This is a genomic window from Oenococcus oeni (assembly GCF_020510245.1).
Taxonomy (GTDB): domain Bacteria; phylum Bacillota; class Bacilli; order Lactobacillales; family Lactobacillaceae; genus Oenococcus; species Oenococcus oeni.
In genome coordinates this window covers 615,420-640,909 of record NZ_CP084701.1, presented here as the reverse complement: position 1 = coordinate 640,909, position 25,490 = coordinate 615,420, and the positions used below count along the sequence as shown (strand labels likewise).

Below are 25,490 nucleotides of genomic sequence, written 5' to 3'. Positions count from 1 at the left end.
TCCTTTCTGTTTTATTGTTCGATAAAGTCAACTGATAAATTTTGCCAAACATAAGTGGACAGCTGTTCGTTGAACGTATAAACCGGCATTGTCCGATCACCTGCATAAAACGTTCTCGTCGATAAGGTGCCTTCCTGAGGATCCAAATAAGTGCAAGAAAAAAACTGCCCAGACATGGCAGTTAAAATCGTTTTGCATTCGCTGACCGTTAAAGGCCCCCATTTTACAGAGAGTTTCCTTTTCACAGCGACCCGATCCCGATGCAAAAGTCCATTGGAGTCACGGTCAGCTTTTGCATCGATATCCTGGACGGCGCATTCTAATGTTTGCGGGCTTTTAACCTGTGCCCCATTAATCGATAAAGCATATTGTGCCAAGTTTAACCGCCTCCTTTTATAGTTTCAGCATGTTTCTTCCGTTCTTTTGATTAACTTCGTTGATTCCTTTAATAGCTGCATTGCCAATCGTTTCATTGCCAATTTGAACTGTTAGATTCAAATCGACCGGTTGGCTGTTGGCAGCTGAGTTTCCGGTATTCATCTGCAAAGCCTGAACCAAAGCATTAACAATATTTGAGCCAAATTGATTAATTCCTCCCTGATTGTTGCTGCTTTGATTGCCAGTTGCTGCGTTCAAACTATTTAAATCAGTTTCACTGGTAAGAGAAGACGGCATTTGCAAACCATTTCCAAAGGTTTGACCCATAAACTTCATTGCCTGTTTAATAAGTTCCATTGCTCTAGGAGTATCAGTCAAAGGAAGCACCATCTCTGGTTTATTTCCTTCGCCGACCCGATACATTCCGTCCTTATCGATTAGACCACCGTTGGCATATCCATGACCCCGTCCCAGATAAGAGAGAGAAGGTCCGTAACGATGTTTGGCATAGTTCAAAGCAGCCAGCAGGTTATCGTAACCTTTAGAAATATTTCCATACCCTGAAAATTTATAATGATTAAAAGTAGCAGAGATAACCTGCATAAGGCCTTTGGCCAAATCACCGCTGATTGAATTCACATCGGTATAGCCATGCTGTACCGCTTTTTCGTTACCACCCGATTCAGTTTGGATCTGCCTTAGTATTCTGTTGACCATTGAAGTACTGGTAGATAGATTATTTTTGCTTAACGCTTTTTTAACCGTATCTTTCCAGCGTTGGACCCCAGATCCGGCTGGCGATTCGTCTTCTGCATCGTGCTTACTTTTAAAGGAACTCAATAAGCTTTTGAATGGTGCTGCAATACCGTTTATCAATCCACCGCCCAAAGCAGGAGCGATATTGGAAACCAAGCTGGACTTGCCGCCGGATAAACTTTTGATCGTGTCTCCGGCAATGTTTTGCAAAGCTTTGACAGGATTGGAAATGAATTTAGTAATCGATTCCCATTTGTCTTTTATCCAGTTGCCAAATCCGGAAAGCCAGCCAAAAGTTCCGTTGGCAAAATGGTTAATTCCATTGCCTAACAAGGGCTTTGACGCTTCATAAGGAATAACCGTTTCCCCGCCTTCGAAATCAACAAGTTGATTTTCTCCATCCAAAACATGCACATTTTTCTGATTGTCGATGATGGCTTCTTGACCGCCACCATCATTAACCATTGCCAAGCCTTTTGGAGCTCCGGGCGTTCCTTTGGCAAATTTAGGAATTAATCCAATGGCTGTTTTAGAACCGCCAAAAGCATGAATGACCGAATCAATCCCTTTAATACCGCTATTGATAAAACCAATAACATCATTCATAGCGGTCTTAACCGTGCTTTTAATCCCGTTCCAAACACCGGTAAAGAAACTTCCTATGCCGTTCCACATCGAATGCCAGCCTGAATTAATACCGCCCAGCACACCACTGATTGTTTTAGAAATCCAATTCCAAGCGTTGGACCCGGTCGACTTCAAACCTCCCCAGATATTGTTCCAGAAAGTGGCCAGGCCGTTCCAAATGCTGCGGAAAAAGGATCCGATGCCATTGAAAGTATTTTTAAAGGCATCAGAAATCCAATTCCAGGCTTTGGAACCAGCTGTTTTCATGCCGTTCCATATATCGCTGAAGAACTTGGCAATGGCATTCCAAAGATTGACAAAAAACTTTTGAATATCCGTCCAAGCATTCTTCAGCCACTTGATAAAATCAGACCAGATTTTCTGTCCGGTCTTCGTTTGCGTAAAGAACCAAACGAGCCCGGCAACCAAAACAGCAATTGCCGCCACAACCAAATAGATTGGGTTCACTGCAAGAACCGCATTCCATGCTGCCTGAGCAGCAGTAGCAATCTTAGACCAGGCAGACCAGTTCTTAATGGCGCTGGCCATGCCCGTCACGCCTTTAGCAAAATCCTCCCATTTCATGGAAGCTAAAGACCACAAGGTTTTAACATTGGTAGCAGCTTCTTTCAAACTGCTTAAACCGGTAATCTTTCCAAAAAACGAGGCCAAGACATTCCCTTTGCCGCCGATAATAACTGCTTTATCGGCAATTTTTCCAATCAGGCCAACACCTGTGTTCAAAGCACCAAAGCCGACTTTAAAGGTAAACATCTGTAACAGGGTTTTAGCGATAAATTCGACAGCTTTTTGATGCTTGTCGACCCAACCAGAAACGCCGCTTAAAGCATTAGTTAGCGTTTTTAAAACACCAACAATCGCCCCGCCGGTCCATTTGGCCAAAGGTTCGAGAAAGGAATCCCAAAACCAGCTAAAAGCCGGTTTAGAAGCATTGATGATACTGCCGATTACTTTTAGAGCCGCACTGACTAGATCAAAGAAATCCGGAATCAAATCAGTAATCGCAAATGTCGCTAATGGCAACAGCACATGCTGGTATCCCCAGTCCAGTCCATCCCAAACATCTTTTAGAATTGGCCTGATGGCCTTTAACAGTCCGTCAATTGACTGCAATAACGGCGTGAAATCAATCTTAGAAGCCCACTTGGCTGTGGCCGATGTCATATCATTTAATGCCGAAAGAAAATCATTGACAAAGCCCAATAGTGTTTTAAAGATTGATGTGCCGACATCGCCGTGCTTCCAAGCTTTGTCAAACTGCCCGGCCAGGTTGCCGACAATATTAAAGACGTTGGCGATAATATCAAAGATATTGGCCATGATCTTTTCACCAGTTCCGCCATCCCAGACATGAAGAAACGACTGGCCGACATCGCCCAGCAGTTTCAAAATCTGATTCCAGGCATTTTTAAAGGAATCGACAACCTTTTGCCCCTTGGCCTGCCAAGCCTGCTGCATTGGATCGAACAGTTCGCCAAGGATTTTCTTTAATCCCTGAATGACGCCAATCAATTTGTTGGACTGTTTTAAAGGAGCACTGAAATCCAATCCTCCACCAGTACCTGAAGAAAGATCGGAACTGTCGGCCGTCTGCTTGTCCTGCGGTGTGAAAGTCTGCAGAGACTGTTTTTCGGGAGCCTGCAGAGAATCATTGCCGTAACTTTTATCAAGCACGTTGATCTCGTCAAAGCCCATCAGAGATTCAGCCAGTTCTTTGTTCTTTTTCTTCGTCTCTTCAAAAGCAGCCTGAGCTTCTTTGTTGGAAGCTGTTATCTGCTTGTTGGCCGCTTTGACCTGAGCAGCACCAGCTTTGTTGGAAGCAGCAATCTGCTCATTGGCTTTTTTGATTGCAGCAGCTGAACTTTTAGAAGCCGACGAAGTATCGTTCATAGCTTGAATTTGCGAGTATAACCCGGAAGCCCCTTTACGGGCGGCCGAATAGCTCATGCCGGCCAGTGCGGCAACAAACTGAGCAATCCAAGCAGTTGCTTTGCTTAAAGCAGCCATCAGAGAATTGATTGCCGGCAGTATATAGCTGTAAATCGGGTAAAAGGCCGTAAGAAGGTTAACCTGAATCTGATTAAGGCTGCTTGAAAACTGTGTATTGGTTTTCAAAGCACTCATAAATCCGGAAGCCAGGTTCATAATCCCCTGATAAAGCAGTCCGTAAACAACCAGCATAGCCGGAAGAAAACGGACCTGCCTGACCAATTCGCCTAAAGCCGTATAAGACCTTCTTGTCCCGGCAGCCATTTTGTCCATTGATGAATTGCCGTCGTTGCCCATTTTTCTCATACGGCCACCGGCTTCATTCATGGACGATCCCATGTTTCTCATCGAAGAAGACGAAGCCGTGGCCATTTTGGAATTATTGGCAAGCGTTGTATCCAGACTCCCGACGACCGACTTAAGTTTTTCTCCCCGATCCGAAACGTAGGCATAGGATTTATTTAGACTGTCGTTTGAACTGACCAGTTTATTAATCTGCTCTCGAACGCTCATCATCGATTTTTCCAGGTAGGCACTCTGCTTTTCCAGTTTGCTGCTGTTGCCCATCAGATTCATCGTTTCGGCAACATCCTTGTATTCTCCCTGCAAGGATTTCAAACGGGAATTAAGACCATTGATCTTCGTCTCGTTTTGATCCATGGCCGAAGAAATCCGATAGAGCGAATCGGGAACTTCGTTGAATTCCGTTTTCATCGATTGAGCAAGAGCTCTGGCCTGAGTTTGATAACGGGTCATTTGAGCCTGTGCCGTAGCAATCTGACTATCGAACTTAACGCCTTGAGTACCCGTCTGCTGATCGACGGCCAAAGAACTTTTCTGATTCATCAGATCGTGTATCTTGGCCTGTGCGGCTTTTGCCTGATTCATTTTGGAATTGATAATTGCCAGAACGGAATCAAGGTCCTGGCCGACTTTTTGTTTTGTCGACCCGAACATGTTGCCGCTGCTTTGATCGATCTTTGCGGTACCTTGGCCGACTGTCGTTTTCATCCGATCGAAGTGGATGCCGATTGTCTCGTTTAATTTGGACAGCTGGCTGGAAACCTTCGCCATTCCCTTGGAAACATCCATGGCACTTTCGGTTTTTTCCATGCCGGTCTTAGCCGTATCGGCAGTCTTGCCGAGTGCTTGTTGAAAAGAACTTTGCAGTTTGTCCAGCATCGGCTGGATCTGGCTGGTGTTCATTTTGAAAAGAACTTCGAGTTCTTCTAGCTCCATGTGATTAACCTCCTTTCATCTTTTTATCCGATTATTCAGCTTTTAGCCGCTTTAATCCTTTGAGCCTGCTGCATTAATAGCAGCTGGTCTCTTTTCCAATCAGGTACTTTGTCCTGGACCTTTTCAAACTGTTTTAGAAACGGATAGGCTTCTTCTGCTTTTGGCATCTTGGAAGGATCGTTTAAGGCATAAGCCATCAATTCGGATTGCTTGTGATCCATAATCGCCCGCATGCGCATTTGTTGAACTTTGTTTTGATTGTTGGCCAAGGTCTGTACCATAATCTCTTCAAAATTCATTTCCCAAAACTGTTCGGCATCGATGCCGGATTGAACCGATAAGGGATAAATAGCATAAAGCAGTTCCGAAACAGTCGAATACTTTTCTTTTAAAGCAGGTCGCTGTCCTCTTTTGGCTGGTTGTCCAGGACCGGTGCCGATTCCAAAACTGTCTTCGAAGCCGAATCCTTTTTGCCGAAAAAACCGGAGTCCTGAAACAAATCGGTCAGCACGGAAAATAATTCCATTGGTGAATGGCCTTCGTCATCGAAATACTTGCCGAAAGCCTTTAAAATATCGCTGTCGGATACACCGTGTGTTTGGTTGGATCCTTGCAATACAATCAACATTTCGTTTAAAGGCGGCAGTTTCATCGAACCGTCACCAGACATAAACAAGCTCATCATTGACTTGCCCAAACGCTTCTCGATATTTAAAACATCACGGGAAGTTATTTTTAATTCCAGCGTTAATCCGCCGAATTGAAGGCTTTTTGTTGCTTTTTTTACCATTAATTTTCTCCATTAAGGCCGCCCCATAAGGAACTGTTGATTTGTTAGGCGACAAATTTTTTTATTCTCCTGTTGACGCTGTAGCGGCAGCGAAGTTCGGGCCATCTGAAACAACGACCGTGATCGTAAAGTTCAATGCCCCGTTAACAGCCACGTTACCCATCTGCAATGAAAACGAACCGGTGAAGGTTGCCGTCATTCCGTCCGGGTAAGTAACACGCCAATGGTATTGGACACCGTCACCGTCTTTTGCGATCAGGTCTTTGAAATTGTCTCCTTTGTAGACAACCTGAAAAGCCAGATTGGCGGCATTGGCCAAACCAGAAACGCTCTTGCGCTTCGTATCGGTCAAAGAAGTAACATCGACCGTTTCGGGTGCCTGTCCGATATCAGGGACCGTCTGAACGTCGGCAACTTCTGAAAAAGCAGTACCATTAGACGAATATTCCAGTTTTGTTCCCGTAGCGATAAGTCCAGCACTTGAATCGACTGTCCCGGTGAAGCGTTGTAAATTAATTTTTTTCATCTTTATCCTTTCTGATAGACACGGCCCAGCTCGTTATCAACGATCCCAGTAAAGCGAATCACTGTTCTGGTAATACCGGAAAGATCTTGGCTGGCCGTGTCATTTAAAAAGCCCATAGCTCTAAAAAGCGATATGAGCTTATTTGTAATATCTGTTAAGCTGCCGTAGTCGACAAACAAGTCAACCGTAATCGTCCATTCCGTCTGCATCTCCTGCATATGGTTGTTAACAAAATGTGCTTTATGAGAAGTCTGATAAATAGCAGTCGGATAAACTGTAAAACTGTCGGGATAGTTGCTTGCGACCTGTTTAATATCGCTGATAGACTTCAGCAGCTGAAAAGTTTTGGAACTCATGTTGATTATCTCTGTCATGAAGCTCCTAACTGATCGTGCAAATCGCTTTGAACACGATTCTTAATAATGGTTGGCGCTTCGTCTTCGACCTGTTGAATGGCCGGCACCAAAAATTGCCTGGCCGGTTGTCCACTGGTTCGATAAAAAATTTTGCCGTTGATTTCGATCTTTGGAATTCCATACAAGGCATTCAAATCACCATCGACCTCTTCGGCTGTAATAAACCAGGGTGTTTGCCGGTAAGCAATACTTTGTCCTTCCGGCAAATTCTTAGGCGATTCCTGTCCGTGAAGTCCTGTTCCTAATTCTCGATAGACGCCAACCGGGTTATCGGTCCAGACACGACCGACAAGATTGCCTTCTTTATCGACTACTTCATATTTCAGGCTCCGTGCCAGTTCTCCACTGCCATGTTTGACACTCGATTGAAGTTCTCTAACGGCATAGCCTTCAACCTTTTCGACAATATCGAAGTTGGCATCATAAGCCGAATTTTTCATAATTTTCGGCAGGCGCTGTAGTTTGGATTTCAAACGATCAAGTCCTTTAATCTCGATTTCAGCCATTTGTTCCACTTCCCTTATCCCGTTTTTCTAAGGTGATATTTTTATGAGTGGAAAAGGTCTGAATCGAATCGATCAGATAATCTGGATCGCTATTACTTGTAGCATACAAACAAATTCCCCAGTTCTCGTTAACACCTTCTCTTATCAAGTCGCCCTGATAACGGCAGGACTTAATGTACTTAAGTTCTTTGCCCCAAATTTGAGCATTTACAGAACCGCCGGCGCTTTGAATATTCATTTGCAATTCGATCGCTTCTCCCCATGACGGTTTTAAATCGTGGCCTTCTTCGTCCTGGCCATGAATCAATTCACGCAGATAAACGGTCTTTAAATCGCTCTCTTTTAATCTCATGGCAGTTCTCCGATTACGGCCCTGCGATATTTGGCCAAACTTTGCCGAATACTCAAAGGAATCCCGGCTTCGAATTCATTGGTAACGCCACCTTCGACACGTTCGGTTTCACCTTCGGTTCCGTTACGGTTGAAGGCAATGATGGCAAGCTTTTTAGCGTAAACCGGCATATTACCGACTAGCTTCTTTCGATTTGTGTAGTCAAGAACCTGTGCTACACCATCGTTGTAGAAGTCGGTTGCCAATTCTTTGCCAATGCCCAATCGAGTAATCAGGGCTTGAATTTGTTCTGTATCATTCATTGCCTGAACCTCCTGAAATTAAGCGAGAACCTGTGCCTGAAAGACTTCATCGGCCGCTGCAAATCCAGGCAAGGCAGTTGCGGCAGCTTTTTCCCATACACCGACCGGATCGATACTTGCTTTATAGATCGTGGCAAAGACATTGCCGAATTGACTGGTCTTGACGCTTGAGTCTCCGGACAGACTGATTTCTTCAGGTGTTGGTCCAAAGATTTTCTCGCCCAGCAAATCGTCATTCATTAAAACAATCCGGTTTTCAGGGAAATAACGTTCGGAAGTGTACTTGCCGTCTTTGCCCTGCTCTTTATACTTGTTGTCGTAAGTACGAATAACAGGAAGTCCCTGCGACTGCATAAAGGCGTCAAATTCAGTTTGGCTCAATGCACGGGTGGAAGTTCCGAAAATAGCCTGCAGGACCTTGGCATTAGTCGTGATCAGACGATAGATTTTCTTAGAGGTCAAAGCACGGGTTGGAGCAATATCCAAAGAGTCTGACCAGAAAGTAAGGTTGGCTAAAATATCGACACCATCGTTATCCCAAGTCTTGCTTGCAGTCAGGGTGGCTTGGTGTTCGCTTGGAACTTGGTAATCAAGTGAAATATCTAAGTCCTTATCGATAATCTTTCCGGTTGAAAGAACATCCATGGTCATCTTTTCGACACGTGCCAAAACACCCTGAACCAAAACATCGATATCGTTATAGACGCGGCCTTGAACGTATTTCTGTTCTTCAGGTGTCCGTGGATTTTGCAAGGCGATCAGATCCTTTTCTTTGATCTGCAGTTTGCGCTTGATATAGGCAAGTTCCAAAGAAAGCTTGCTGGCTTCCCGGCTGCCGATCTCCGCTTCGGCATCAAAAGCCGATAACGATGCAATTATCGGTGTCCTGGCTCCAGCTGTTAACTCGTCCAGTTCGAGTGATTGAGTTTTGCGTGCAGGAAATAACGAGTCTCCCAAAAGAACCGGATACTCACGATTGCGGGTATAATCCAAAACATCTTTTTGCGAAAATAACTCTGCAATGTCGGCAAAACGCTGTAAATTAACTGTTTTTAACATTAATAATTTCTCCTTTTAATTCCAATTGTTTTTATTCACCGCTACCAGCATCGATATTAAGATCGGCAATATCCTTGAAATGAATCGTAGACATAGCTGTGATTGCTGCGGTGGTTGGAATAACTGGCAATCTTTGACCTAGCAGCCAACCTTCCTGGATAACCGCTACTGGTTGAGGTCCGTTGGTGACGTCAACTTCGTTGTAAGTGACACCGATTGCCTTATCGTCATTGGTTGGAAAGACGGTCCCTGCAGGAATCACTTTGTGACCTAGTTCATCGGTCTTAACGTTGTAATTAGTAGAATCGATTGTTTGTGTAAACGACACTACTTTTTGAGAGGCCAAAAAGTTAAGCTGATTGACTTCTACTTTGGGTTTAATGTACATAGATACTTCTCCTTGATTTATTTGAATGTGTCCCAAATAGTTTTGGAACCAGCCTTTTGTTTGTTATTGGATTCGGCAAATACAGCACCAGAAGATTTTTGTGCCCCGCTGCCACTAGTTCCCGGAACAGTGGACGAATCAGCCAAAACCTTGTCAACGCCCTCTTTTAAAGCGTTTCTAAAACCTTCGGTAACTGCTTTATAGATAGTTTCCAGATTGTCCGTATTGGAAAATGCCGGCTCGAAAGCTTTGGCAAGATTAACCGGGAGTCCGTCTTCAGCCAATTTGTTGGTGATATTGGCGCGGTTTTCTTTGATAGTTACTTCCTGTTCACGCTGGTTAAGTTTTTCTTGGGCTTGGTTGAGGTCATATTCCTTTTTCTCAGCGTCGGTCATCTTTTCATATGACTTTTGCTGCTTGGATTCCACTTCCCACTTGGCTTTTAACGTTTCCGAAGATTTTTCAAAGCGTTTATCGTAAGCCGAATCAAACCAGCTATTGAACTCGTCTTCGGTTTTAAAAGATTTAAACGGCTCGCTTGTATTTTCTTTGCCTTGAGGATTTTTCTGCCCTTGATCGTCTTCGTTTCCTGTTGGGTCACCTTGTAAACCTTCACCACCTTCTGCAAAGCGCTGCAAGTTCAATAACGAACTGTAAAAACTAACTTTCTTTAACATTTTTTCTCCTTGGCTCGTACACATCTAATTCGCTCCATAAAAAAAGCACCCCATACAGGAAAATCCCATATACGATGCTTTGATTAATAAATATGTTGGAGTAGTTAAACCCGTACACGCTGGTTATTTGCCTAGTTTAAAGACATGCGACAGGTCAAAAGTCATTTTGATTGATTAACAATTTCTTCCCAATCCTGATAAGTCTTATTTTGTTTCAGTTGGAAAGCTGTTTTTGTGTTTGGATTATTGGCCGTTCTAGTTCCTGTATAAGGACTATTAGCAAAATGGATCACGGCCACGGTTCGGCAAAAAACATGAAAAGGCGGGTAATTCCCTTCTGCCCCATCACATTTAGCGTCTTTAACCAAAAATACTTGACCATCTTTTTTTCGACATATCTGCGATGTTCGATTATCCAGCACGGCAACCAGCTGGTATTCTTTAACCTTGTGTGCTTTCCAACCATCAAGTTTTGTCTGGTTGTGAAAGTAATTGGCTTCAGTCCTGATTAAACGTTTGGCGTTATAAATGCCGGTTCCGAACTCCTTTTCAATCGCTCTGGCCATATCGTATTCACTCATGCCTGACATTGATTGCGTCGTGAATAGTTCATCCAATTTATCCGCTAAAGCATCTGTATTGTTCCAAATACGGTTAGAGTAATTTTTGCCCTGCCAACGTTGATTTAAAGCCTCTTTAACATAACTATCCGATAACTGCTTAAATGTTTTGATTTCTTTATCAGGTATCGCTTTAACTTTTGTGATCGTTTTGCCGGTGTTTGGATTGACGATTTTAATCGTTCTATTTGTCTTATCCAGTTCAGGAGCATAGCCTTTTTCGTATAATTGAACGTCTTTAGTTACATCTCCGATAATTCCTTCGGCCGTCGCTTGGTTCCAAGCTTCCTGGATAACCTGCGTATATAGATCAGTTGACTCCTTAAGTTCAATATTGGCAGCTCTTTTAACGGATATATATGCTTTGGCTTTTATTTCTTCCAGTCGGGTAATCCGGCCTTTTGCTGCCAATGCCGATAAATAATCAACAACCTGCTTTTTGGATTGCAGATCAGAAATGTTTTTGGCCAAAGCTTGTAAAGTTACTAGTTCACTTGGGCTAACGGTTGTGTTTAAAATATCTTTGATCTGTTCTTCGGCAAACTGCCCGTCCCCAAAATACCGCTTATAAATATTATCAACTTGATTTGTTAGATAATCCTGTGAACGCAGGTAGGCGTTAGTAATTACATCGACTTTGTCATTGGCCTGGTTGTGGGCTTTCTGCTCGTTTCTAACTGCCCTCAATTCCCAGTAAGTGAGTTTGTCTTTATCGGCCATAGTCAGCCTTCAACAGATACCGATAGATTTTTCGGGTAGCTTCCAGATATCAGACATAAAGTGTCTTTTAATGCCAAAACAAAAGCCTGATCGACATTATCAGTAATCACTGCTATTAGTTCGTAACGAATTCCGTCGTCTTTGACAACTGCATCGGCTAAATGACTAGCTGTATGCTCCAATAAAATCGAAACAGCAGCACAGACAATATCACGTCCATAATCGTTAAAACCCGCATGACCAGTGACAATTAAGCTAAATTGATCCTGTTTTCTTTTTATTGTTGCTTGGATCATCTTTACTGTCCTCCTCACTGTATGGCGACTGATCAATGTTGGCACCCTTATCGCCTGTTAAAGCTTTCTGACTGGTTTTGATATCATCGGTCTTTTGTTTTGTTAACTGTTCCTCGACATCTTTCGGATCATCGACATCCGGCAGCCAGCTGTAAGTAATAGTCCGTGGGATAATTCCATCGGCATTTTTGATATTGCTTATAACATCCGACAAGTTAACAGGGATATTAGGTGTAATCGTGATCTTACAGCCTGAAATATCAGTTGCCTGACCTTGTACTTGCAGAAAATGCTGGACCAGAGTCAAACGCCTTTTTAATCCTTCGATTAAATACATGCTCTTAACCGACAATAGGTTAAGAAGCCCGAATAGCTTGTATTTCATCGCTTCTCCAGATACATTGCCCATAAAGTTCTCGTCATTCATGTTCGGCACGTATGAGGTTTTATGGATGTCGTTCTCAATTGATTTAGATAATAGTTCGACTTGCTGTTCGTCTAATTGTTTGGTCAGCCATTCGACCGATGCGCCTTCTTCTCCTTTGCCGGGTGCGCCGTCAATTAAACCGTTCCTTAATTTTTTACTGTCTTCGTCGTCTTTTTCTCCTTGTAAAGAGAATCCATAGACAACCAACAAAGCATCGATAAAATCTTGTTTATCGGTAATCCGGTCGGATTGCAAAGTATTATAGGCATCTATTTGAGTGATATTCTGCTCGTAATCGCCCTGTCTTTCTTCGTTGTTTCTATATTCGACAACCGGAACATCACCGAAATAATGTTTTTTAACCGTCGTCGTTTTGATATTGGCATCACTTAACTTAGAACCGCTATAAGTTCGATACTGAATCACGTTGGTTTTAGTATAAACACTTATTAAAAAGCCGCTATCATTGCCTTTTAACGTATATTTAGGCTGAATGTGAATCGCAAACAAAGGGTTATGCTCGATTGTATCGTCGGTTACCATAACCATCCCGCGCGGGTCAATCGAACCGATTTGCACTTCTGTTCTTGGCTTATCAGGTGTGCCGATCTCTTTTGCGTAAAGCAGCTCAAAAGAAGAACCGAAAACACTTAAATCCTTTTCCGATTCGATATCGTGTTTTTGAATATTCAAATCCTGAAACAGCTGCACAATCGCATCGATGTTTTTGTCCTTGCCAGCAGAATAAGAGATCGGATTGCCGGCAATAAAGCCCGTGATCATATCGGTTATATACTTGGCATGATTTACCAGAACTTTGTTATTGCTTGAATGCTGATTGTTTTGCATTTTATGACTTAAGATGTCCTGCTGGCCGTCATAGTAGTCATTTAACCTTTTTAAACGGTCTTTCTTTTGATTGTGTTTCTCGATAGCATAGTTTAAAACATCAAAGCCCGGATCGTTAAGATCGTCTAATAACGACTCGTCTATCGCAATTCCCATTTCATCATCTCCATTCTTTTTAAAAATTCTTGTAGAACATATTCGGTTTCTTTGTGACCGTGATCGTGCGCTTTTTGAATACGATCATATAAACGAAATAGCGCATAGAATCGCATCCGTGATCATGCTGCTTAACCGGTTTGTCTTCTCCGTGTTCCGATGCCTTATCATCCCAAATGTAGGAAGCCAGTTCTTTAAACAGGTTCTTGCATTTTCTCGTAAATAAAATCTTGCCGGTATTCATAGCCGTTTGCGTTGCCCTGATACCATCCAGAACATCGTTTTTAGCTTTGATAACTGTCCGGCCTCGTTTTCTAAGCACAGCAATAAAAGAAGCTGCACTCGGATCGACAATAATTGTTGCTTTGACATCGTCTAAGAATTTATCAAGGTCATCGGCATACTGTTCGTCTGTTTTCTGCCTTTGTGTGTCGCGACCAGAATAGTAATACTCATCCAAACAGTACCAGGTACCGTCAAAAAGGCCCCACAGTAAGAAGACTGTAGGGTTTAAAGTCCCATAATCACAGGAAACATAATACTTTTCATAATGCCTGTCATTGGGCGGATCGATTACCATGCTGTTTTCATCGAAGTTGTCATAGATAATCCCTTCAGACATTACCCAAAGGCCTAAGATATAGCGCTGATAAAACACACCGGAATACATGCGCTCAAAACGCTCTCTAATCGCTTGGGATAAGGATGGGTTATCTGCCATTGTGAAATGAATTCGGATGGTGTTGTGCTTGTCCAATTGATCAAGCCATTCAACTTTAAACCAGTGATAAGGCCCAGCTGGGTTGCAGTTAAACCATAGTTTTGAGTTCTCAACCGAACACCGGGCCGTGGCTTGATTTACAAATGACTGCGGCATTAAAGCCACTTCATCAAAGAAAAAGCCGGATAAAGTAATCCCTTGTACTAAGTCTTGGCTTGATTCGTCTTTGCCTCCGAACAAGAAATAGTAATTAGTCTTGCTGCCCTTTCTAACAATCAGCATATTTTCTGATCTGGAATCGTGAACCGCATAGCCACGACTCTCCAGCATAGTCTTAAGAGGCCTGATAACATTGCGTCTTAACGATCCGATCGTCTTGCCGGCAATTCCAAACTGCTGGTCATTAAACTCCGTCATACCCCAAAGAATGAAGGATAAAGACATAATAACCGTCTTGCCGGCACGGACTGAACCATCGGCAATAATCGCTTCTTTTTCTTTTGTTTCTTGATAACGCCACCATGAAAGTACCTGCATCTGTTTTTTAGAAAAGGGATCGAAATGAAATTTAGTTCGATGTATTTTAAGTTTCATCTTCATCGCTTTCTTTCCAGGTGTTTTCTAGGTTTTTATCAATTGCCCTTAAAAATCCGTCATCGCTCTCGTCTTTTATTTCTGGTTCAGGAAGACGGTCTAACAGCTCTTTCATGGCCCTTTGTTTGTCGTATAACTCAACTATTACGCCGTCTTTTCCAATGTGTACAGACTTGATCAAACTAGTATCAAGGCCGTTTTTATTCTTTAACTGCACCCATGAATTGTGGTATTTAACCGGGTTATCGTTTGAATCGAGTTTGATATTACCCTGTTCGTCTTGGGCTAAGACATCGTATTTCCCAAAGTCCACATAATCGCCTAAATTAGCCGTAGCCTGCTTGGCGAACTCTTTTAGAATATCGTTGGCATTCAAATATAAATCGGCTGACTGCTGCTGTTTTAGCTTGGTTAGAAGAGATTTAACACTAGTATTAACAAGCATGCGGGGCCCGTTTACATTAGCAACGTCGTAATCGGCTTCATAGGCTTTTTGATATGCCCACGTGGCGTTATAGCGTTGTAGATAGTACAAACAAAAAAGCCTCTGCTTATCGGTTAAGCCGGGACTTTGATTGATTTTCTCTGCAACCTTTTTGCGCACCCTTTTTTCTTTGGGTGCACCCCTTTGCCAGTTATTTCTTTTCTTCCAAGACTTGACGGTGTTGAGCGATACTGCATACTTTTCGGCAATGTCTTTATACTTCATGCCGTTTAAATAGTCTTGTCTGGCTTCTTCTTGTTTAGTCACATCTACCGCCCACCCCCTTTCAAATAAAAAAAGAGCCTTAAGCCCTTTCTAGTACTTCGTTTTTAAGTGTTTCAACAACATCGTAGATCACGTAATTTCCCAGTCCTTGGATATCCTTTGAAACTATTGAAGGATAACCCGGAACGCCTTCCTGCATGATCTTTCCGTCTTTCACAAAGTAAATGCTCTTTATCTTGCAGTTTAAGAAGATCTCTTCGGCTTGTTCTTTTGTCTGGTCTTCGTAATAAGTATTGACGCTGATGTGACCGCCGGCGAAATAATCGGTCATCGGATCGTCTTCTTCTACCTGATTGATTTGCAGGTCCTTGATTTCTTTTAAGGCTGCCATTGTATTGGTGTTCAGATTATAAACCGTTAAGTCGATAATGCCGATAAAGTTCAACGAATCCCTTACCCGGAGTTTTAAGTCCGAACCTTTGATATGGTTGGCTTTTTTGATTTCTTTAAGAACTTCTCTTAATTCTTCGATCTCGTTGATTTCTTTCATGGCCTTTATCTCCTTTTGGTTCATCTCTTGATCAACCTTACAATAATTACTATACATGTACACTTATAGTATTTCAATAACAAATGTACACTTGTAATATAACTGTAATAAATGTACATTTATTTTGGGTTACATTGATATAGAAAGAAGGATATATGGGCAATACGCAAAAACCGAAGACACCGGAAAACATCATCAAGAACAACGAGAAGTTTTTCAAAAGCCTGAGCAAAGACGAAAGAAACTACCGCCAGGCAAAATATCGAACCAACTCTTTTATAAAACAGCATGCAACTATCGAAGATCTTAAAAAGATTCAAAAGTTAGCTGCCGACCGCCTTTCGGAATTAGAAAACAATTAATCATTTACTTTGATTGAATACCTGTAATTTGCCATGTTGTGGCTTTCCATAAAAAAATCGGCCTCAGACAAATTCAGAAATACTTTTGCCTTAGCCGATTGCGGTGTTAATTTGATATGTGTTTTAAATGCCTTTTCAACATAGGCATTGCTGGCGATGTCTCTAATAACCAGCATGCCGGTAATACTGCCGTGGTCTTTGCCATAGCGGTCTATATAAACAGTCATGGAACGACACCTCTATTCATTTTTTTAGTTTGCTTGTTCATATTTTTCCTTTTGAATAATAAAAAAACAGCTTTACAGCTGTTTCAATGCTTCTTTATTTAATCTTGCCTGCAGTCTTTTGATTGTTTTATGATCCTTGTCATAGACCGTATAGATTGCAAACAAATGTGTTTGTCCATCAGTTAAGGCGGCAATACTGTCGCTGTCTGCAATCGATAGCTGTTGATTGCTGAAATCTATATCGACAATTGCCTCGTCGTTTTCTTTGGCATTTGAGATTATCTCTTTAACGGCCGTTTGTGCTGCAGGAGTCAATTGGTTAATAGTCGCTCTTAAATTATTCACAATCATCAATTGTAGGGCAAGATACTTGCAGCTTTAAGTTGGCCAGTACTATTTAATAATTAATCATTAAGAAGCTTGAACAGCATATGAAAATTATTAATCGGGGATGAGATCAAATATAATAAACAGCTTTAGGACCATCCGGATAATATTCAAATGCTTCCATGCGTTTGGAAGACATCGTCAAACCGTTCTCGTATTCGTAGCTATCTCCTTTCTTAAAGACTGGAATTTGACGGTTGACCACTCCATTGGAGTCGATATCCTTTGAAAAATGGTAATGCCCGTTATGGCTTTCCCTGTAATTAGCTTTGGACCAGACATCGGAAAACTCAGAAGCGAACAGCATCGGAATTTTATTTAAAGCCTTATCACCATGAGAAATAATTATCCCAACCTGGTCCAGTAAATAAGCATCTCGGTAACCGTTATTGATATCAACATCCACTTGCGGGTATTTCAACCTGAGAAGTTCCTCAAACATATATTCCAGATCATATGAATGATTACCACCGACATATTTAACTGACAAATGATTGCAGTATTGATAGGCAGTTTCGATCAAAGTAAACATAAACTTTTCGCCGTCATGAATTGCTTTAGGCATATCGACTTCATTTAGTTGAGTTGCTTTGACTGTTTGAGAGGAATTGATCTGATCGGAATGATAGTAATCGCCCAACTGTTCAATTACGATCCGGTTATATCCCTGCTGGATTATTTCGATCAATCTTTTTAATATCGGCAAATAGTCGTTAAAAGTCATAATGCCCCAGTGCATGTCGGCCAAAGGAATTACTAAGTTCCCAGTTGATAGGGATTGCTTAGTATCAGGCAGCTGAAGCGGTTTTACATTCTCTGTTAAGAAAGCCAATTGTTCTTCTAACGTTAAGCCGGTTTTAGGTTTAACGATAATTTTGGATTGATAAAGATCAACCGTGCCGTCTTGAATAGAATGCTGCTGCCAGAGGTTGTTAACTACATTAACGATCGACCACTCGCCAGGATTAAAACCATGAGCCTTTAAAACAAACTCTTTTGATTTAGCCTGCTCTTCAGTCATCTTGATTAAGGTCGTCGACTCTTCACTGTCGTCCTCGTTAATTCTGATTTTGCTTTTTAATTCTCTATCTTTTGGCTTCTTTTCATCAGTAAAATGATATTTGCCTCTTTGATAATCAAGCAGGGCGTGATTAACTGAGCTAGCCGAAACTGAGATATTGAACTCTTTATTTAATTTTTTAGCTATCTTGGGATAGCTTAAGTCTTGATCTTTTAATGACTTAGCTTTCTCTAAAATATCTTTAGTCCATCTCATTTATGTACTGACTTTCTATATAGTCTTTTTAAGCTTCTTTTATGTTGGTGTTTTGTAGTTATGCCAACTTCTTTTATTTCTTGTGATGCTCCTCGTTATACGAATTCAAAGGAGTGGAATTATTAATTCATTGATTTTAGATTCAGAAATATTCGGTTTTTTATGTAAATTAAAAGCAACCGCTAATGGTACGATTGCTAAAGTAAATGCTATTAATTTCATGTCTGTTTTAAAAAATAGTCATTAAACTAATCTATTGATTATTTTTTAATTCCTAAAAACAGCAAAACCTAATAAAGGCATTGTTTGATTTTTAGTCTTCGTCTTCACCTGATAATTTCCTTTGTACTTTTTTTGTTAGAACTTGGATATAAGAAATAGTCAAGTCCCATAAACTAGCAAAACCGAATAAGCTAACAATTGAAACTATAACGTCTAAGCATTGATGAATAAAAACACCAAATTCAAAATTAAATAGTAAACTTCCAAGAGAAAAAACACTCAACAAAAACCAAATGCTCGAACACCAGATATATTCAGCTATAGTTTCATAAAAAACTTTTCCCTGTTGACCTTTACCGTATAAATAAATAGCAGCTAGATCTTCAGTTTTGAATAATCGCATAGTAGCAGTCAAAATCGCAAGTGTAAAAGCTAAAGCTGTTATGGATGGTCCTAACAAAATCCCGATTGAGAATCTTGAAAGTCCTATAGGTAATTTAAATACAAATCTGAAAATTACATAAAAAATTAAAAAAATTGCAATAATACAGTAACTGGTCACACTTCCAAAAGAAGTTAAGATAAATTTTTTTGTCATCCAAATAATTTTGAAAGGATTTGTAATTAAAGGATTCTGCTTTGGATCGTAGTTCATCTGTTTAAAATGTTTATCTTCGTCATTCCTATTCACATGTTTACAAATCTTTTGTCCGCTTTTGAATAACTGATTTAAGAACATTCTTCCCCCTACTAATCGCAGAAACAAAATATCCCTTAGTATGATCATCCTCTTGTTGGATTAAATCTTCTATTCCTTCTGGATTCAATTTACTTCCCTTTGAGGCCTGCAAATTTATTTTCCTTATTGCTGCTCTACTTTTCATTATTGCATCAGATTGGTCATCTGCTAAGCTCCCATTTGGATATACAAAAGTCAAAGTAATTTCTGAATAGGATCCATCAATGGAGATTTTATTATAAATTGGGTTAATATGAACCCTACCAATGTTAGTAAGTTTATAAAAGAAATTTATTCTTCTTTCTAACTCTTTGGCACGACCGTAGTCCATAAGATCATCATTCGAACTACGTAGGAGCAATTTTTCATCATTTAATGAGTAAAAAAAATCTGAGTCAAATTCTTCTTCGTTACTTTCCAAAATGGAAAGATACTTGATAATTTTCCGACCTCTTTTTAAAAATTCAAAACCCGTCCCAACTCTAGGATGAAAATCAAAATTAACTTCCTTGTTAGGCACAAAATCTTCTGAAGCAAGAAGAATAGGAAACGAATTAATCAAATTATTGATTGCTCGTTGAGTACTATCCCTTATAGATAAATATTCTTTAGAATAAATTACTTTCCCTTCAGTATCAAATCCTCTAATAACCGAATCATAACCCAGCTTTAAAAGTTTCTCGTTTTCTTCAAATTGTTTAAATGTACTAGAATGTTTTATTTCTCTTATAGATACGTCCATTTTCCCAGAAAAATAAATTATGTCCTTATCACGAGTTGTGCCTGGATTTCCAAACAACTTAGATAATTCCAAGGGAATTACTTTACGAAAAAGTTCATCCAAATTAGCTGAATAAACATCTAATATTGACGGTTCCAAATTTAATTTAAAAATACAAAATTCCATCTACTATTATCCCCAATTTGATAGCATTAGCTAGATAATGCATCAAATAAAGGATAAAATCAAGATTTCTATTTATATGTTTAGTCATAAAACGTAGTCAACTTTTTTAACCTAGAAAAATTTAATTTTACTCAAACAATCAAAAATAAATTTTGAAGAAACTTCTGAAAAAATTATAATTTCCATTATGTTTTCTGGTTAAGTTCGAATTGAGAAACTTTTTATAAAATGTCCCAGAAAAAATAAAAACCAGCATTTCGCTGGTTGTCTTACCTTTAATCTTTCGACTATATCAGTATATACCCCTGATACTATGAATCTGCTATGAAAATACTACTAATTTACTACGGATATACTACAGTCACAGTCATTCAACCATTAAAATGGTGCCGGTAATAGCAAACATTTGAGCAAAATGATTTGCTTCTTTTCGTTTACGATACCAATAAGTTTGGTTGGGAATAATTACATTGCTTTCTCTATCGTTAGTTGTTAGCTGCATTCGTTTAGCAACATCAACATCTTTCATATATTCCATATACCGGTGCTTTAAGATTCCCCATTCAGTCAAAGATAAATATTCCAAGGCCTTTTCACATTGTTCGATTTCTCTTCTCGCATCTATATAACGAATCAAAGCATCTTCAGTAGAATTGTTCCCTGAACCGGATTGGACTTTATCAGACGAAAGTTTCTGGCCTCTTAATCCGGGTTCTAGAACAAATAATTTACCTTTTCTATCCTGATAGTAGTATTCAAGATAGTTGTAAACCTTGCCAGCAGTTGCCGACTCGTTATATTTAATTGGTTCTATTCGATCATTGAATAGGCTATCTTGAACTTGCATTAAATCCGCTTTCCCTTTCAATTGATTTTTCTAATCGTGATTTTGACCTGTTCTTTTCCGGCATGAAAATGCTTATCGATATAAGATCTGCAGATCAGGTTGTCATCAGGAATAACTTTTGCTTTGACCAGGGTATCGGTTAAAGCTTTAAAGAGATTATCGATATCAGCGACCGGGTGTTTATCAAACCAGGCTTCATAAGAGAACTCGTATGCTCTAGCGTCTTTGGTCTCTAGATAGATCATCGGCCAATCGTTATGCGTAATTAAGGCCCAGTCTTTTCTAAACTGGGTATATCTCTTTGGATAATAAGGATGGCCAAATCTTGGTACTTTAGGCCTGGATGCCGGAACAGGGCGAATCTTATAGGTCTTTTCAAAGGTCATGTCTGTTTTCCCTTTAGAAGGTCACGTTTGTATTCAAGGCTGCTGATTAAGCCATTTAGATAATCAGTCTGTTTAAGGTTGTCATGAGCAAACTGGAGATCAAACTGATAGCCCCTGATTTGAGTTTCCAGTTTCTCGATTTCTTTTCTTTTCATCATGACTTTCCAGCCTTGTATTTCTCTAAAGCATCCAAAGCAACTTGATTGTCAATTTTTTCAGCACTGCCATAATCAATCGCAATTTCTTTTTGTTTGACATCAGCCTGCTTGTACTCCCATTTGATAGTGTTATTCAGTCTTTCATCAAAACGGCCGTTAAAGATCGTTTCCGGTCTTAGAAACTGTTCGTAGTCAGCTTTGCCTTTCCAATGTGAACAGGCCCGATCAATGACTGTCTTTAAATCTTCAGGGCTAAAGCCTTCATTTAATCTGGCAATAATCGGTTTGGTATTCTTCTTTGCTGATAGATTGAACTTTCGATTGCTCTGTTGGTTGAAATAGTTCAGGGCTTTTTTAGCAATCGTGATGTTTGGTGATGATGATTCGTCAGGCTTGCCTGACATAATGTCTTTATCTGTATCTATCTCTTTATCTATATCTATATCTATATCTATATCTGTACCGTCACGTTGCGTAACACGTTGCGTAACGTTGCCTTTGCCTTTATCAATAATAAGTAGAGAACTTTCGATTTCTTTCTTTTTAGCACGACTCTTTTGCATTCTGATACGAGACTGTTCTCTAACTTTGGCCAAGCCGTCGATGTTTTGATGTTTTTCCCAATTAGTGATGGCAATTACTCCGCTCTCATTGGTATCGATCATGTCGAACTTGCTTAAAGTGGTAATTGCTAATCTGATAACGTTTAAGGGCTTATTGAATAAAGTCGCCAAAGTCTCATCGGTATAAGGCATGTTTCTTTGAATATAGATAAGGCCGTCATCATTGGTCTTACCGGCTAGGATTAATAATCTAATCCAGATAAGCAGGATTGCATCGGACTCCGGCATCGATTGAATCAAGCGAACCTTTTCGTCATCGAACATCGTAGTTTTAAGTTTTATCCATGATATTTCTGCCATTCAGATACCTCTTAAAACGGCAGATCATCATCAGAGATTTCCATGTTGTCGTTGGTTTGTGTCTGCTTAGCAAAAGGATTGGCCATTCTGCCAAGATCGTTGGCTGGCGCTTGCTTGGAAGCGATGGTTGATTCATTCTCGCTGCCGGGACGCTTTTTACCGTCAGGCATACTAGCTGGTAATTTGGCATCGATGTTTTTAACAACCAGATAATAGTCACCGATGTGTCTGCCCTGTTCTTGGGCCTGCCACTCGACTCTTATTGATAAGGGCTTGCCGGTTACTACTTGACCGATCTGGTCAAGACTTTTGAATTGATAGCCTTTAGGGACTTTATCGCCTAAGGTTTTATTAATCAAACGGTTGATTCTCCACTTGGACTTTTCCCCATCGACGTAGTTGTCGTAATTAATCGTCTGCCCTTTATGGTCTCCATCAAGGACTTGATAATCGACTGTCAGCATGTCTTTTCCTGTAGAAGTCTGGCTGACTTTATGACTGGAAATTGCTACGTTGTAAGTACCTGATTCATCTAAGAATTGATTGTCGTTTCCGATGTTGTCGCTGTCGTAATTAAATGGCATTGTTTTTATCCTCTTTTTCTAAATTGATTTCTTCTTCGTATTCCTGGCCGCCAAATAAGTGTTCCGGCAGACATTTCTTTCTTGAATCAATGCGGTTTTTGGCAAACAGCTGGTCTGTAGGCTGCAGCTGGATGATTCTTTTGCCCTCGTGATCGGCCGATATGCGTCCCACCAGATCGAACAGGCCGGTAAAAGCCGTTCTGGCTTTGGCATTCATATCGACTGTGTATTGAGTGACCTGTGCCCCCAAGCTGTCGCTTTGTTGAAAGCTCATTTCCCAAGCCGTGACGTAAATCGGTTTGTGCCAGAATCTAAACTTCGTGGCAAGCGAACGGAAGTATTCCTGCATGGCCTGATAGGCCTGTCGGTTGTCCTTGTACTTACTAATCAATTCGGTTAAGACCAGTCTTTCTAATTGACTGATATTATCGATAATCACGACATCGACTTTGGCTAAAAACTTGTTTTCGACTAAATCAAAGAAGGCTGTGATATTTTCATAGGGCTTGATTAAATCGGCTTCTTCAGGTTCGGCAATCACCGTGTCTTTCCAGTCTTTAGCCGGCTCCTGGCTTTGGTCCAAACTGATCAATAGTTTTCTGCCCTTTAGATACCTGGCTGTCGAAGTCTTCCCGCTTCCGGCATCGCCATAGACTAGATACATATAATTGCCGATTTGAATATCCGATGAGTTATAGACTTTCATATTTGGCTCTTTTCTTTGCTACCAAAGATTTTTATTTGTTTAGCAATTAGAAAGTTGTCCAGGAGATCTTTTTTATCTTTACTTAAGACCAGGCCGTAATACCAGTAGGACATTTTTTCAACTCTTTTAATCGTTTCTCCGGTATCTGTATCGATCAACAGGTCGTTAACAACTTTTTTGTGGGCACTTTCTTGTGACTGTCTTAATTGAAGGTCGATTTCTTCTTGAGCTGCCTTTTCCCTGGCGTTTTCGATATCCAGGTCGATGGCCCGAAATATCTCGGCCGGCTGATAATCCATTTTAGTAAGCATTCTTAGATAAGGGTCGGGATTGACATCTTTGACCTCTGCATAGGAGCGGACCGTTTCTAAATTCGATGCCCGAGTCTCTTTTTGTTTTTCCAAGCTGCCTAAAGTATCGGCAATCATTCTAGTTAGTCCAACTGATAAACCCATCGACTTGGTGAAGTTGCTTTTATTGGTCCAGTCTTCGGGAATCTTGATCTCGATTGTCTGTAAGTATGGATACTTAACAATCAATTCAGCTAGATAGGCTTTAAGATTATCTTCTCGAGCTTGTCTTTGCCGGTCTTCTAATTGCTTGACTCCCTGATCGATCGAACCGGAAGCCTGTTTGGTATCAGTCTCCAGTTTTCTTAGCACGCTTTCGATTTGGGCGAAAGGTTTGAGGATTTCTTTTTTGATGGCTGTTCTTTGGCTGCTTAAGGCTTTGTTTAATTTGTTAAGGTCGGCTCGGCTCTTTTTGGCTTCGGTTAAAGTTTCATCGGTAATCAACAAATCCCTATATCTGTCGATCTGTTTTTTGACATAGTCTTTTAAAATATCGGCATTCTTTAGCTGAATAGAAGCTGCTTTGTAATCCAGGATCGGTTCGATAGTTGCCGACAGTTCCATTTCTGTCATATAATTTGTTTGTCCTTTCTAGTGAATTGGATGTTTCTCGCTCTTAGTTGCCGCTAAGAGCTTTTTTTGTTGCCTTTCTAATTTCCTGGCTGCTTTGATCTTTAGATGATATCTTTCCATCGCCCCTTGGCCGATTGCCTGATCGCGTTTTGCCGAACGGTACAGGTCTTCGGGCTTGTCGGTAAATTTATAGCCGTAGTCGCCAGTCGAAATCGGTAAGCCCAAACGCAAGAGATATTCCGAATAATATCTAAGCATGCGTCCTGTGTCTTTGACAGTAAACAAGAAACCTAATTCCGATGAACGATAGTTTTTATTGACGTTATCGGATAAATAATTTAATAAGCGATGGCTTTTATTAACGAAGTCCGGTGTGTACTCGCTTTGCTTTCTAATATATTTCGGAATCGCCATTGTCGGCTCCTTTAAAAAATTCTTTTAAAGTCATCTTCGACAGCTTCCACTGTACGATTGCCATACCGATTACCGATAAACAGATACCAATAATCATGCCGACAGCTGTCATTTCGAGTTCTAAATATACTAAGTTCATAAGTGTTCCTTTCTTGACAATTTTTTGATCGTTTGTAAATATTTCTCCTAAAATTAAGCTGCTAGAGAGAATTAGCAGATGAGAAGTGAATTAAATGGCATATCAAATTGTTGCGACAGGATAAAAAAATCGTAAGAAGTTATTTTTTGTTTCTATCCAAATAATTTTGAATATCTTGCCACTGCCACTTAATTGTCTTCCCATCTTGAAAATGCTTAATTCTATAGAAAAACTGATAATCATTTGAATTAGGATTTCCATTATGTCTGAATTCATGAGTAGCAGTTGTAAGATTCAATAATCGGTAGGGATGTAATTCAGAAATCATATTTCTCCTTTCTCATAGCTTTAATTTGTAAATCGTAAACATTAGATCCCCAAAACTTCTCTAATAGCTTCGAGCTGTCTTCTATAATTTGGGCCCTTAGAAATATTTCCATAAATAACTTTTCTCATTTGCTCGCCCGTATATGGGCCTCGCTTTCTTTCGGGATCAACAACTTGTTGTACATCTTTACCCAATTCTCTTAAAGATGAATGGTTGAGAGTGAGGGCTACATTCACGCGATCCGAGAATGAAGCTTCCAGTAGCTTAGTAATCAATTCATCTGTCATATAAAAT

35 protein-coding genes are annotated in these 25,490 nt (G+C 40.5%); 1 reads left to right on the top strand and 34 read right to left on the bottom strand.

Annotation, left to right across the window (positions count from 1 at the left end; translation table 11 throughout):
- Positions 1–11: 11 nt before the first annotated feature.
- The 18 genes from J3U91_RS03380 to J3U91_RS03295 form a co-directional block, all read right to left on the bottom strand.
- Entirely contained in the window at positions 12–377 is a 366-nt protein-coding gene (locus J3U91_RS03380) for a DUF6711 family protein (RefSeq protein ID WP_002819902.1), read from the bottom strand.
- Between the two features lie 16 nt (positions 378–393).
- The gene (locus tag J3U91_RS03375; RefSeq protein ID WP_002826650.1) at positions 394–5,010 is read right to left on the bottom strand and encodes a transglycosylase SLT domain-containing protein; all 4,617 of its coding nucleotides are present in this window, start codon (positions 5,008–5,010) and stop codon (positions 394–396) included.
- Between the two features lie 35 nt (positions 5,011–5,045).
- On the bottom strand, positions 5,046–5,309 hold the full coding sequence (locus tag J3U91_RS03370; protein WP_002819855.1) for a hypothetical protein: 264 nt from the start codon (positions 5,307–5,309) through the stop codon (positions 5,046–5,048).
- 89 nt (positions 5,310–5,398) lie between these two features.
- Positions 5,399–5,800, bottom strand: coding sequence for a DUF6096 family protein (locus tag J3U91_RS03365; RefSeq protein WP_002819854.1), 402 nt, complete (start codon positions 5,798–5,800; stop codon positions 5,399–5,401).
- Between the two features lie 61 nt (positions 5,801–5,861).
- The gene (locus J3U91_RS03360) at positions 5,862–6,326 is read right to left on the bottom strand and encodes a phage tail tube protein (RefSeq protein ID WP_002819853.1); all 465 of its coding nucleotides are present in this window, start codon (positions 6,324–6,326) and stop codon (positions 5,862–5,864) included.
- Positions 6,327–6,328: 2 nt separating this feature from the next.
- Entirely contained in the window at positions 6,329–6,700 is a 372-nt protein-coding gene (locus tag J3U91_RS03355; protein ID WP_002819852.1) for a hypothetical protein, read from the bottom strand.
- On the bottom strand, positions 6,697–7,248 hold the full coding sequence (locus J3U91_RS03350; protein ID WP_002819851.1) for a hypothetical protein: 552 nt from the start codon (positions 7,246–7,248) through the stop codon (positions 6,697–6,699). The genes J3U91_RS03355 and J3U91_RS03350 overlap by 4 nt, the downstream gene beginning before the upstream one ends.
- A complete protein-coding gene (locus J3U91_RS03345; protein WP_002819850.1) occupies positions 7,241–7,600 on the bottom strand; it encodes a hypothetical protein in 360 nt (119 codons plus the stop codon). The genes J3U91_RS03350 and J3U91_RS03345 overlap by 8 nt, the downstream gene beginning before the upstream one ends.
- Positions 7,597–7,902, bottom strand: a complete 306-nt coding sequence (locus J3U91_RS03340; RefSeq protein WP_002819849.1) for a phage head-tail connector protein — start codon at positions 7,900–7,902, stop codon at positions 7,597–7,599. The genes J3U91_RS03345 and J3U91_RS03340 overlap by 4 nt, the downstream gene beginning before the upstream one ends.
- Before the next feature lie 18 nt (positions 7,903–7,920).
- Positions 7,921–8,961, bottom strand: coding sequence for a major capsid protein (locus J3U91_RS03335; protein WP_002819848.1), 1,041 nt, complete (start codon positions 8,959–8,961; stop codon positions 7,921–7,923).
- 31 nt (positions 8,962–8,992) lie between these two features.
- The gene (locus J3U91_RS03330; protein WP_002819847.1) at positions 8,993–9,349 is read right to left on the bottom strand and encodes a hypothetical protein; all 357 of its coding nucleotides are present in this window, start codon (positions 9,347–9,349) and stop codon (positions 8,993–8,995) included.
- Positions 9,350–9,366: 17 nt separating this feature from the next.
- Entirely contained in the window at positions 9,367–10,026 is a 660-nt protein-coding gene (locus J3U91_RS03325; RefSeq protein ID WP_002819846.1) for a capsid assembly scaffolding protein Gp46 family protein, read from the bottom strand.
- A 161-nt stretch (positions 10,027–10,187) separates the two neighbouring features.
- A complete protein-coding gene (locus J3U91_RS03320) occupies positions 10,188–11,366 on the bottom strand; it encodes a minor capsid protein (RefSeq protein ID WP_002819845.1) in 1,179 nt (392 codons plus the stop codon).
- 2 nt (positions 11,367–11,368) lie between these two features.
- Entirely contained in the window at positions 11,369–11,662 is a 294-nt protein-coding gene (locus J3U91_RS03315; RefSeq protein WP_002819844.1) for a ribosomal-processing cysteine protease Prp, read from the bottom strand.
- Positions 11,622–13,094 (bottom strand): phage portal protein, encoded by a 1,473-nt coding sequence (locus J3U91_RS03310; RefSeq protein ID WP_002819843.1) that lies wholly within the window; start codon positions 13,092–13,094, stop codon positions 11,622–11,624. The genes J3U91_RS03315 and J3U91_RS03310 overlap by 41 nt, the downstream gene beginning before the upstream one ends.
- A gap of 19 nt (positions 13,095–13,113) precedes the next feature.
- Complete coding sequence (locus J3U91_RS03305; protein WP_002826651.1) at positions 13,114–14,415, bottom strand: PBSX family phage terminase large subunit; 1,302 nt, start codon at positions 14,413–14,415, stop codon at positions 13,114–13,116.
- Complete coding sequence (locus J3U91_RS03300) at positions 14,399–15,160, bottom strand: terminase small subunit (RefSeq protein WP_002819841.1); 762 nt, start codon at positions 15,158–15,160, stop codon at positions 14,399–14,401. The genes J3U91_RS03305 and J3U91_RS03300 overlap by 17 nt, the downstream gene beginning before the upstream one ends.
- A 37-nt stretch (positions 15,161–15,197) precedes the next feature.
- Positions 15,198–15,668 (bottom strand): hypothetical protein, encoded by a 471-nt coding sequence (locus tag J3U91_RS03295; RefSeq protein WP_002819840.1) that lies wholly within the window; start codon positions 15,666–15,668, stop codon positions 15,198–15,200.
- 155 nt (positions 15,669–15,823) lie between these two features.
- Here J3U91_RS03295 and J3U91_RS03290 point away from each other — a divergent pair, with 155 nt between their 5' ends.
- Positions 15,824–16,030: a hypothetical protein gene (locus J3U91_RS03290; RefSeq protein WP_002819839.1), complete on the top strand. Its 207-nt coding sequence runs from the start codon at positions 15,824–15,826 to the stop codon at positions 16,028–16,030.
- On the opposite strand, the gene J3U91_RS03285 is transcribed toward J3U91_RS03290, so the two are convergent.
- From J3U91_RS03285 to J3U91_RS03210, 16 genes are all read right to left on the bottom strand, one after another.
- Positions 16,027–16,257 carry a hypothetical protein gene (locus J3U91_RS03285; RefSeq protein WP_002819838.1) on the bottom strand — a complete coding sequence of 77 codons (231 nt, stop codon included), beginning with the start codon at positions 16,255–16,257 and terminating at the stop codon, positions 16,027–16,029. The two genes, J3U91_RS03290 and J3U91_RS03285, sit on opposite strands and share 4 nt — an antisense overlap.
- Before the next feature lie 72 nt (positions 16,258–16,329).
- Positions 16,330–16,608 carry a hypothetical protein gene (locus J3U91_RS03280; RefSeq protein ID WP_002826653.1) on the bottom strand — a complete coding sequence of 93 codons (279 nt, stop codon included), beginning with the start codon at positions 16,606–16,608 and terminating at the stop codon, positions 16,330–16,332.
- Between the two features lie 106 nt (positions 16,609–16,714).
- Positions 16,715–17,920 (bottom strand): hypothetical protein, encoded by a 1,206-nt coding sequence (locus J3U91_RS03275; protein WP_002819876.1) that lies wholly within the window; start codon positions 17,918–17,920, stop codon positions 16,715–16,717.
- A 313-nt stretch (positions 17,921–18,233) separates the two neighbouring features.
- The gene (locus J3U91_RS03270; RefSeq protein WP_002819878.1) at positions 18,234–18,881 is read right to left on the bottom strand and encodes a hypothetical protein; all 648 of its coding nucleotides are present in this window, start codon (positions 18,879–18,881) and stop codon (positions 18,234–18,236) included.
- The gene (locus J3U91_RS03265; RefSeq protein WP_002819879.1) at positions 18,838–19,788 is read right to left on the bottom strand and encodes a hypothetical protein; all 951 of its coding nucleotides are present in this window, start codon (positions 19,786–19,788) and stop codon (positions 18,838–18,840) included. Before J3U91_RS03265 ends, J3U91_RS03270 begins: the two co-directional genes overlap by 44 nt.
- Positions 19,789–20,155: 367 nt before the next feature.
- The gene (locus tag J3U91_RS03260) at positions 20,156–20,635 is read right to left on the bottom strand and encodes a hypothetical protein (protein ID WP_002819881.1); all 480 of its coding nucleotides are present in this window, start codon (positions 20,633–20,635) and stop codon (positions 20,156–20,158) included.
- Positions 20,636–20,652: 17 nt separating this feature from the next.
- Positions 20,653–21,021, bottom strand: a complete 369-nt coding sequence (locus J3U91_RS03255; RefSeq protein WP_002819883.1) for a RusA family crossover junction endodeoxyribonuclease — start codon at positions 21,019–21,021, stop codon at positions 20,653–20,655.
- A complete protein-coding gene (locus tag J3U91_RS03250; protein ID WP_154079725.1) occupies positions 21,018–21,179 on the bottom strand; it encodes a hypothetical protein in 162 nt (53 codons plus the stop codon). The genes J3U91_RS03255 and J3U91_RS03250 overlap by 4 nt, the downstream gene beginning before the upstream one ends.
- Positions 21,176–22,102 (bottom strand): phage replisome organizer N-terminal domain-containing protein, encoded by a 927-nt coding sequence (locus J3U91_RS03245; protein WP_002819886.1) that lies wholly within the window; start codon positions 22,100–22,102, stop codon positions 21,176–21,178. The genes J3U91_RS03250 and J3U91_RS03245 overlap by 4 nt, the downstream gene beginning before the upstream one ends.
- Positions 22,103–22,113: 11 nt before the next feature.
- Positions 22,114–22,686 carry a DUF669 domain-containing protein gene (locus tag J3U91_RS03240; protein ID WP_002819887.1) on the bottom strand — a complete coding sequence of 191 codons (573 nt, stop codon included), beginning with the start codon at positions 22,684–22,686 and terminating at the stop codon, positions 22,114–22,116.
- Positions 22,676–23,392, bottom strand: coding sequence for an AAA family ATPase (locus J3U91_RS03235; RefSeq protein ID WP_002819888.1), 717 nt, complete (start codon positions 23,390–23,392; stop codon positions 22,676–22,678). The genes J3U91_RS03240 and J3U91_RS03235 overlap by 11 nt, the downstream gene beginning before the upstream one ends.
- Positions 23,389–24,315 carry a DUF1351 domain-containing protein gene (locus J3U91_RS03230; protein ID WP_002819889.1) on the bottom strand — a complete coding sequence of 309 codons (927 nt, stop codon included), beginning with the start codon at positions 24,313–24,315 and terminating at the stop codon, positions 23,389–23,391. The genes J3U91_RS03235 and J3U91_RS03230 overlap by 4 nt, the downstream gene beginning before the upstream one ends.
- Before the next feature lie 18 nt (positions 24,316–24,333).
- A complete protein-coding gene (locus tag J3U91_RS03225; protein WP_002819891.1) occupies positions 24,334–24,729 on the bottom strand; it encodes a hypothetical protein in 396 nt (131 codons plus the stop codon).
- On the bottom strand, positions 24,707–24,868 hold the full coding sequence (locus J3U91_RS03220; protein WP_002819892.1) for a hypothetical protein: 162 nt from the start codon (positions 24,866–24,868) through the stop codon (positions 24,707–24,709). The genes J3U91_RS03225 and J3U91_RS03220 overlap by 23 nt, the downstream gene beginning before the upstream one ends.
- A 139-nt stretch (positions 24,869–25,007) precedes the next feature.
- Positions 25,008–25,196: a hypothetical protein gene (locus J3U91_RS03215; RefSeq protein WP_002819893.1), complete on the bottom strand. Its 189-nt coding sequence runs from the start codon at positions 25,194–25,196 to the stop codon at positions 25,008–25,010.
- A 41-nt stretch (positions 25,197–25,237) separates the two neighbouring features.
- Positions 25,238–25,483 (bottom strand): hypothetical protein, encoded by a 246-nt coding sequence (locus J3U91_RS03210; RefSeq protein WP_002826655.1) that lies wholly within the window; start codon positions 25,481–25,483, stop codon positions 25,238–25,240.
- Positions 25,484–25,490 lie beyond the last annotated feature (7 nt).

Coding starts and splice junctions, on each gene's coding strand:
- J3U91_RS03250 (WP_154079725.1), bottom strand. CDS start 21,179: ATGATGAAAAGAAAAGAAATCGAGAAACTGGAAACTCAAATCAGGGGC.
- J3U91_RS03305 (WP_002826651.1), bottom strand. CDS start 14,415: ATGAAGATGAAACTTAAAATACATCGAACTAAATTTCATTTCGATCCC.
- J3U91_RS03215 (WP_002819893.1), bottom strand. CDS start 25,196: ATGATTTCTGAATTACATCCCTACCGATTATTGAATCTTACAACTGCT.
- J3U91_RS03280 (WP_002826653.1), bottom strand. CDS start 16,608: ATGATTGTGAATAATTTAAGAGCGACTATTAACCAATTGACTCCTGCA.
- J3U91_RS03275 (WP_002819876.1), bottom strand. CDS start 17,920: ATGAGATGGACTAAAGATATTTTAGAGAAAGCTAAGTCATTAAAAGAT.
- J3U91_RS03295 (WP_002819840.1), bottom strand. CDS start 15,668: ATGAAAGAAATCAACGAGATCGAAGAATTAAGAGAAGTTCTTAAAGAA.
- J3U91_RS03220 (WP_002819892.1), bottom strand. CDS start 24,868: ATGAACTTAGTATATTTAGAACTCGAAATGACAGCTGTCGGCATGATT.
- J3U91_RS03325 (WP_002819846.1), bottom strand. CDS start 10,026: ATGTTAAAGAAAGTTAGTTTTTACAGTTCGTTATTGAACTTGCAGCGC.
- J3U91_RS03350 (WP_002819851.1), bottom strand. CDS start 7,248: ATGGCTGAAATCGAGATTAAAGGACTTGATCGTTTGAAATCCAAACTA.
- J3U91_RS03345 (WP_002819850.1), bottom strand. CDS start 7,600: ATGAGATTAAAAGAGAGCGATTTAAAGACCGTTTATCTGCGTGAATTG.
- J3U91_RS03360 (WP_002819853.1), bottom strand. CDS start 6,326: ATGAAAAAAATTAATTTACAACGCTTCACCGGGACAGTCGATTCAAGT.
- J3U91_RS03320 (WP_002819845.1), bottom strand. CDS start 11,366: ATGGCCGATAAAGACAAACTCACTTACTGGGAATTGAGGGCAGTTAGA.
- J3U91_RS03255 (WP_002819883.1), bottom strand. CDS start 21,021: ATGACCTTTGAAAAGACCTATAAGATTCGCCCTGTTCCGGCATCCAGG.
- J3U91_RS03270 (WP_002819878.1), bottom strand. CDS start 18,881: ATGTTCTTAAATCAGTTATTCAAAAGCGGACAAAAGATTTGTAAACAT.
- J3U91_RS03315 (WP_002819844.1), bottom strand. CDS start 11,662: ATGATCCAAGCAACAATAAAAAGAAAACAGGATCAATTTAGCTTAATT.
- J3U91_RS03355 (WP_002819852.1), bottom strand. CDS start 6,700: ATGACAGAGATAATCAACATGAGTTCCAAAACTTTTCAGCTGCTGAAG.
- J3U91_RS03290 (WP_002819839.1), top strand. CDS start 15,824: ATGGGCAATACGCAAAAACCGAAGACACCGGAAAACATCATCAAGAAC.
- J3U91_RS03230 (WP_002819889.1), bottom strand. CDS start 24,315: ATGACAGAAATGGAACTGTCGGCAACTATCGAACCGATCCTGGATTAC.
- J3U91_RS03375 (WP_002826650.1), bottom strand. CDS start 5,010: ATGGAGCTAGAAGAACTCGAAGTTCTTTTCAAAATGAACACCAGCCAG.
- J3U91_RS03210 (WP_002826655.1), bottom strand. CDS start 25,483: ATGACAGATGAATTGATTACTAAGCTACTGGAAGCTTCATTCTCGGAT.
- J3U91_RS03260 (WP_002819881.1), bottom strand. CDS start 20,635: ATGCAAGTTCAAGATAGCCTATTCAATGATCGAATAGAACCAATTAAA.
- J3U91_RS03335 (WP_002819848.1), bottom strand. CDS start 8,961: ATGTTAAAAACAGTTAATTTACAGCGTTTTGCCGACATTGCAGAGTTA.
- J3U91_RS03265 (WP_002819879.1), bottom strand. CDS start 19,788: ATGGAATTTTGTATTTTTAAATTAAATTTGGAACCGTCAATATTAGAT.
- J3U91_RS03285 (WP_002819838.1), bottom strand. CDS start 16,257: ATGACTGTTTATATAGACCGCTATGGCAAAGACCACGGCAGTATTACC.
- J3U91_RS03240 (WP_002819887.1), bottom strand. CDS start 22,686: ATGCCATTTAATTACGACAGCGACAACATCGGAAACGACAATCAATTC.
- J3U91_RS03370 (WP_002819855.1), bottom strand. CDS start 5,309: ATGAATTTTGAAGAGATTATGGTACAGACCTTGGCCAACAATCAAAAC.
- J3U91_RS03340 (WP_002819849.1), bottom strand. CDS start 7,902: ATGAATGATACAGAACAAATTCAAGCCCTGATTACTCGATTGGGCATT.
- J3U91_RS03245 (WP_002819886.1), bottom strand. CDS start 22,102: ATGGCAGAAATATCATGGATAAAACTTAAAACTACGATGTTCGATGAC.
- J3U91_RS03225 (WP_002819891.1), bottom strand. CDS start 24,729: ATGGCGATTCCGAAATATATTAGAAAGCAAAGCGAGTACACACCGGAC.
- J3U91_RS03235 (WP_002819888.1), bottom strand. CDS start 23,392: ATGAAAGTCTATAACTCATCGGATATTCAAATCGGCAATTATATGTAT.
- J3U91_RS03310 (WP_002819843.1), bottom strand. CDS start 13,094: ATGGGAATTGCGATAGACGAGTCGTTATTAGACGATCTTAACGATCCG.
- J3U91_RS03330 (WP_002819847.1), bottom strand. CDS start 9,349: ATGTACATTAAACCCAAAGTAGAAGTCAATCAGCTTAACTTTTTGGCC.
- J3U91_RS03365 (WP_002819854.1), bottom strand. CDS start 5,800: ATGGTAAAAAAAGCAACAAAAAGCCTTCAATTCGGCGGATTAACGCTG.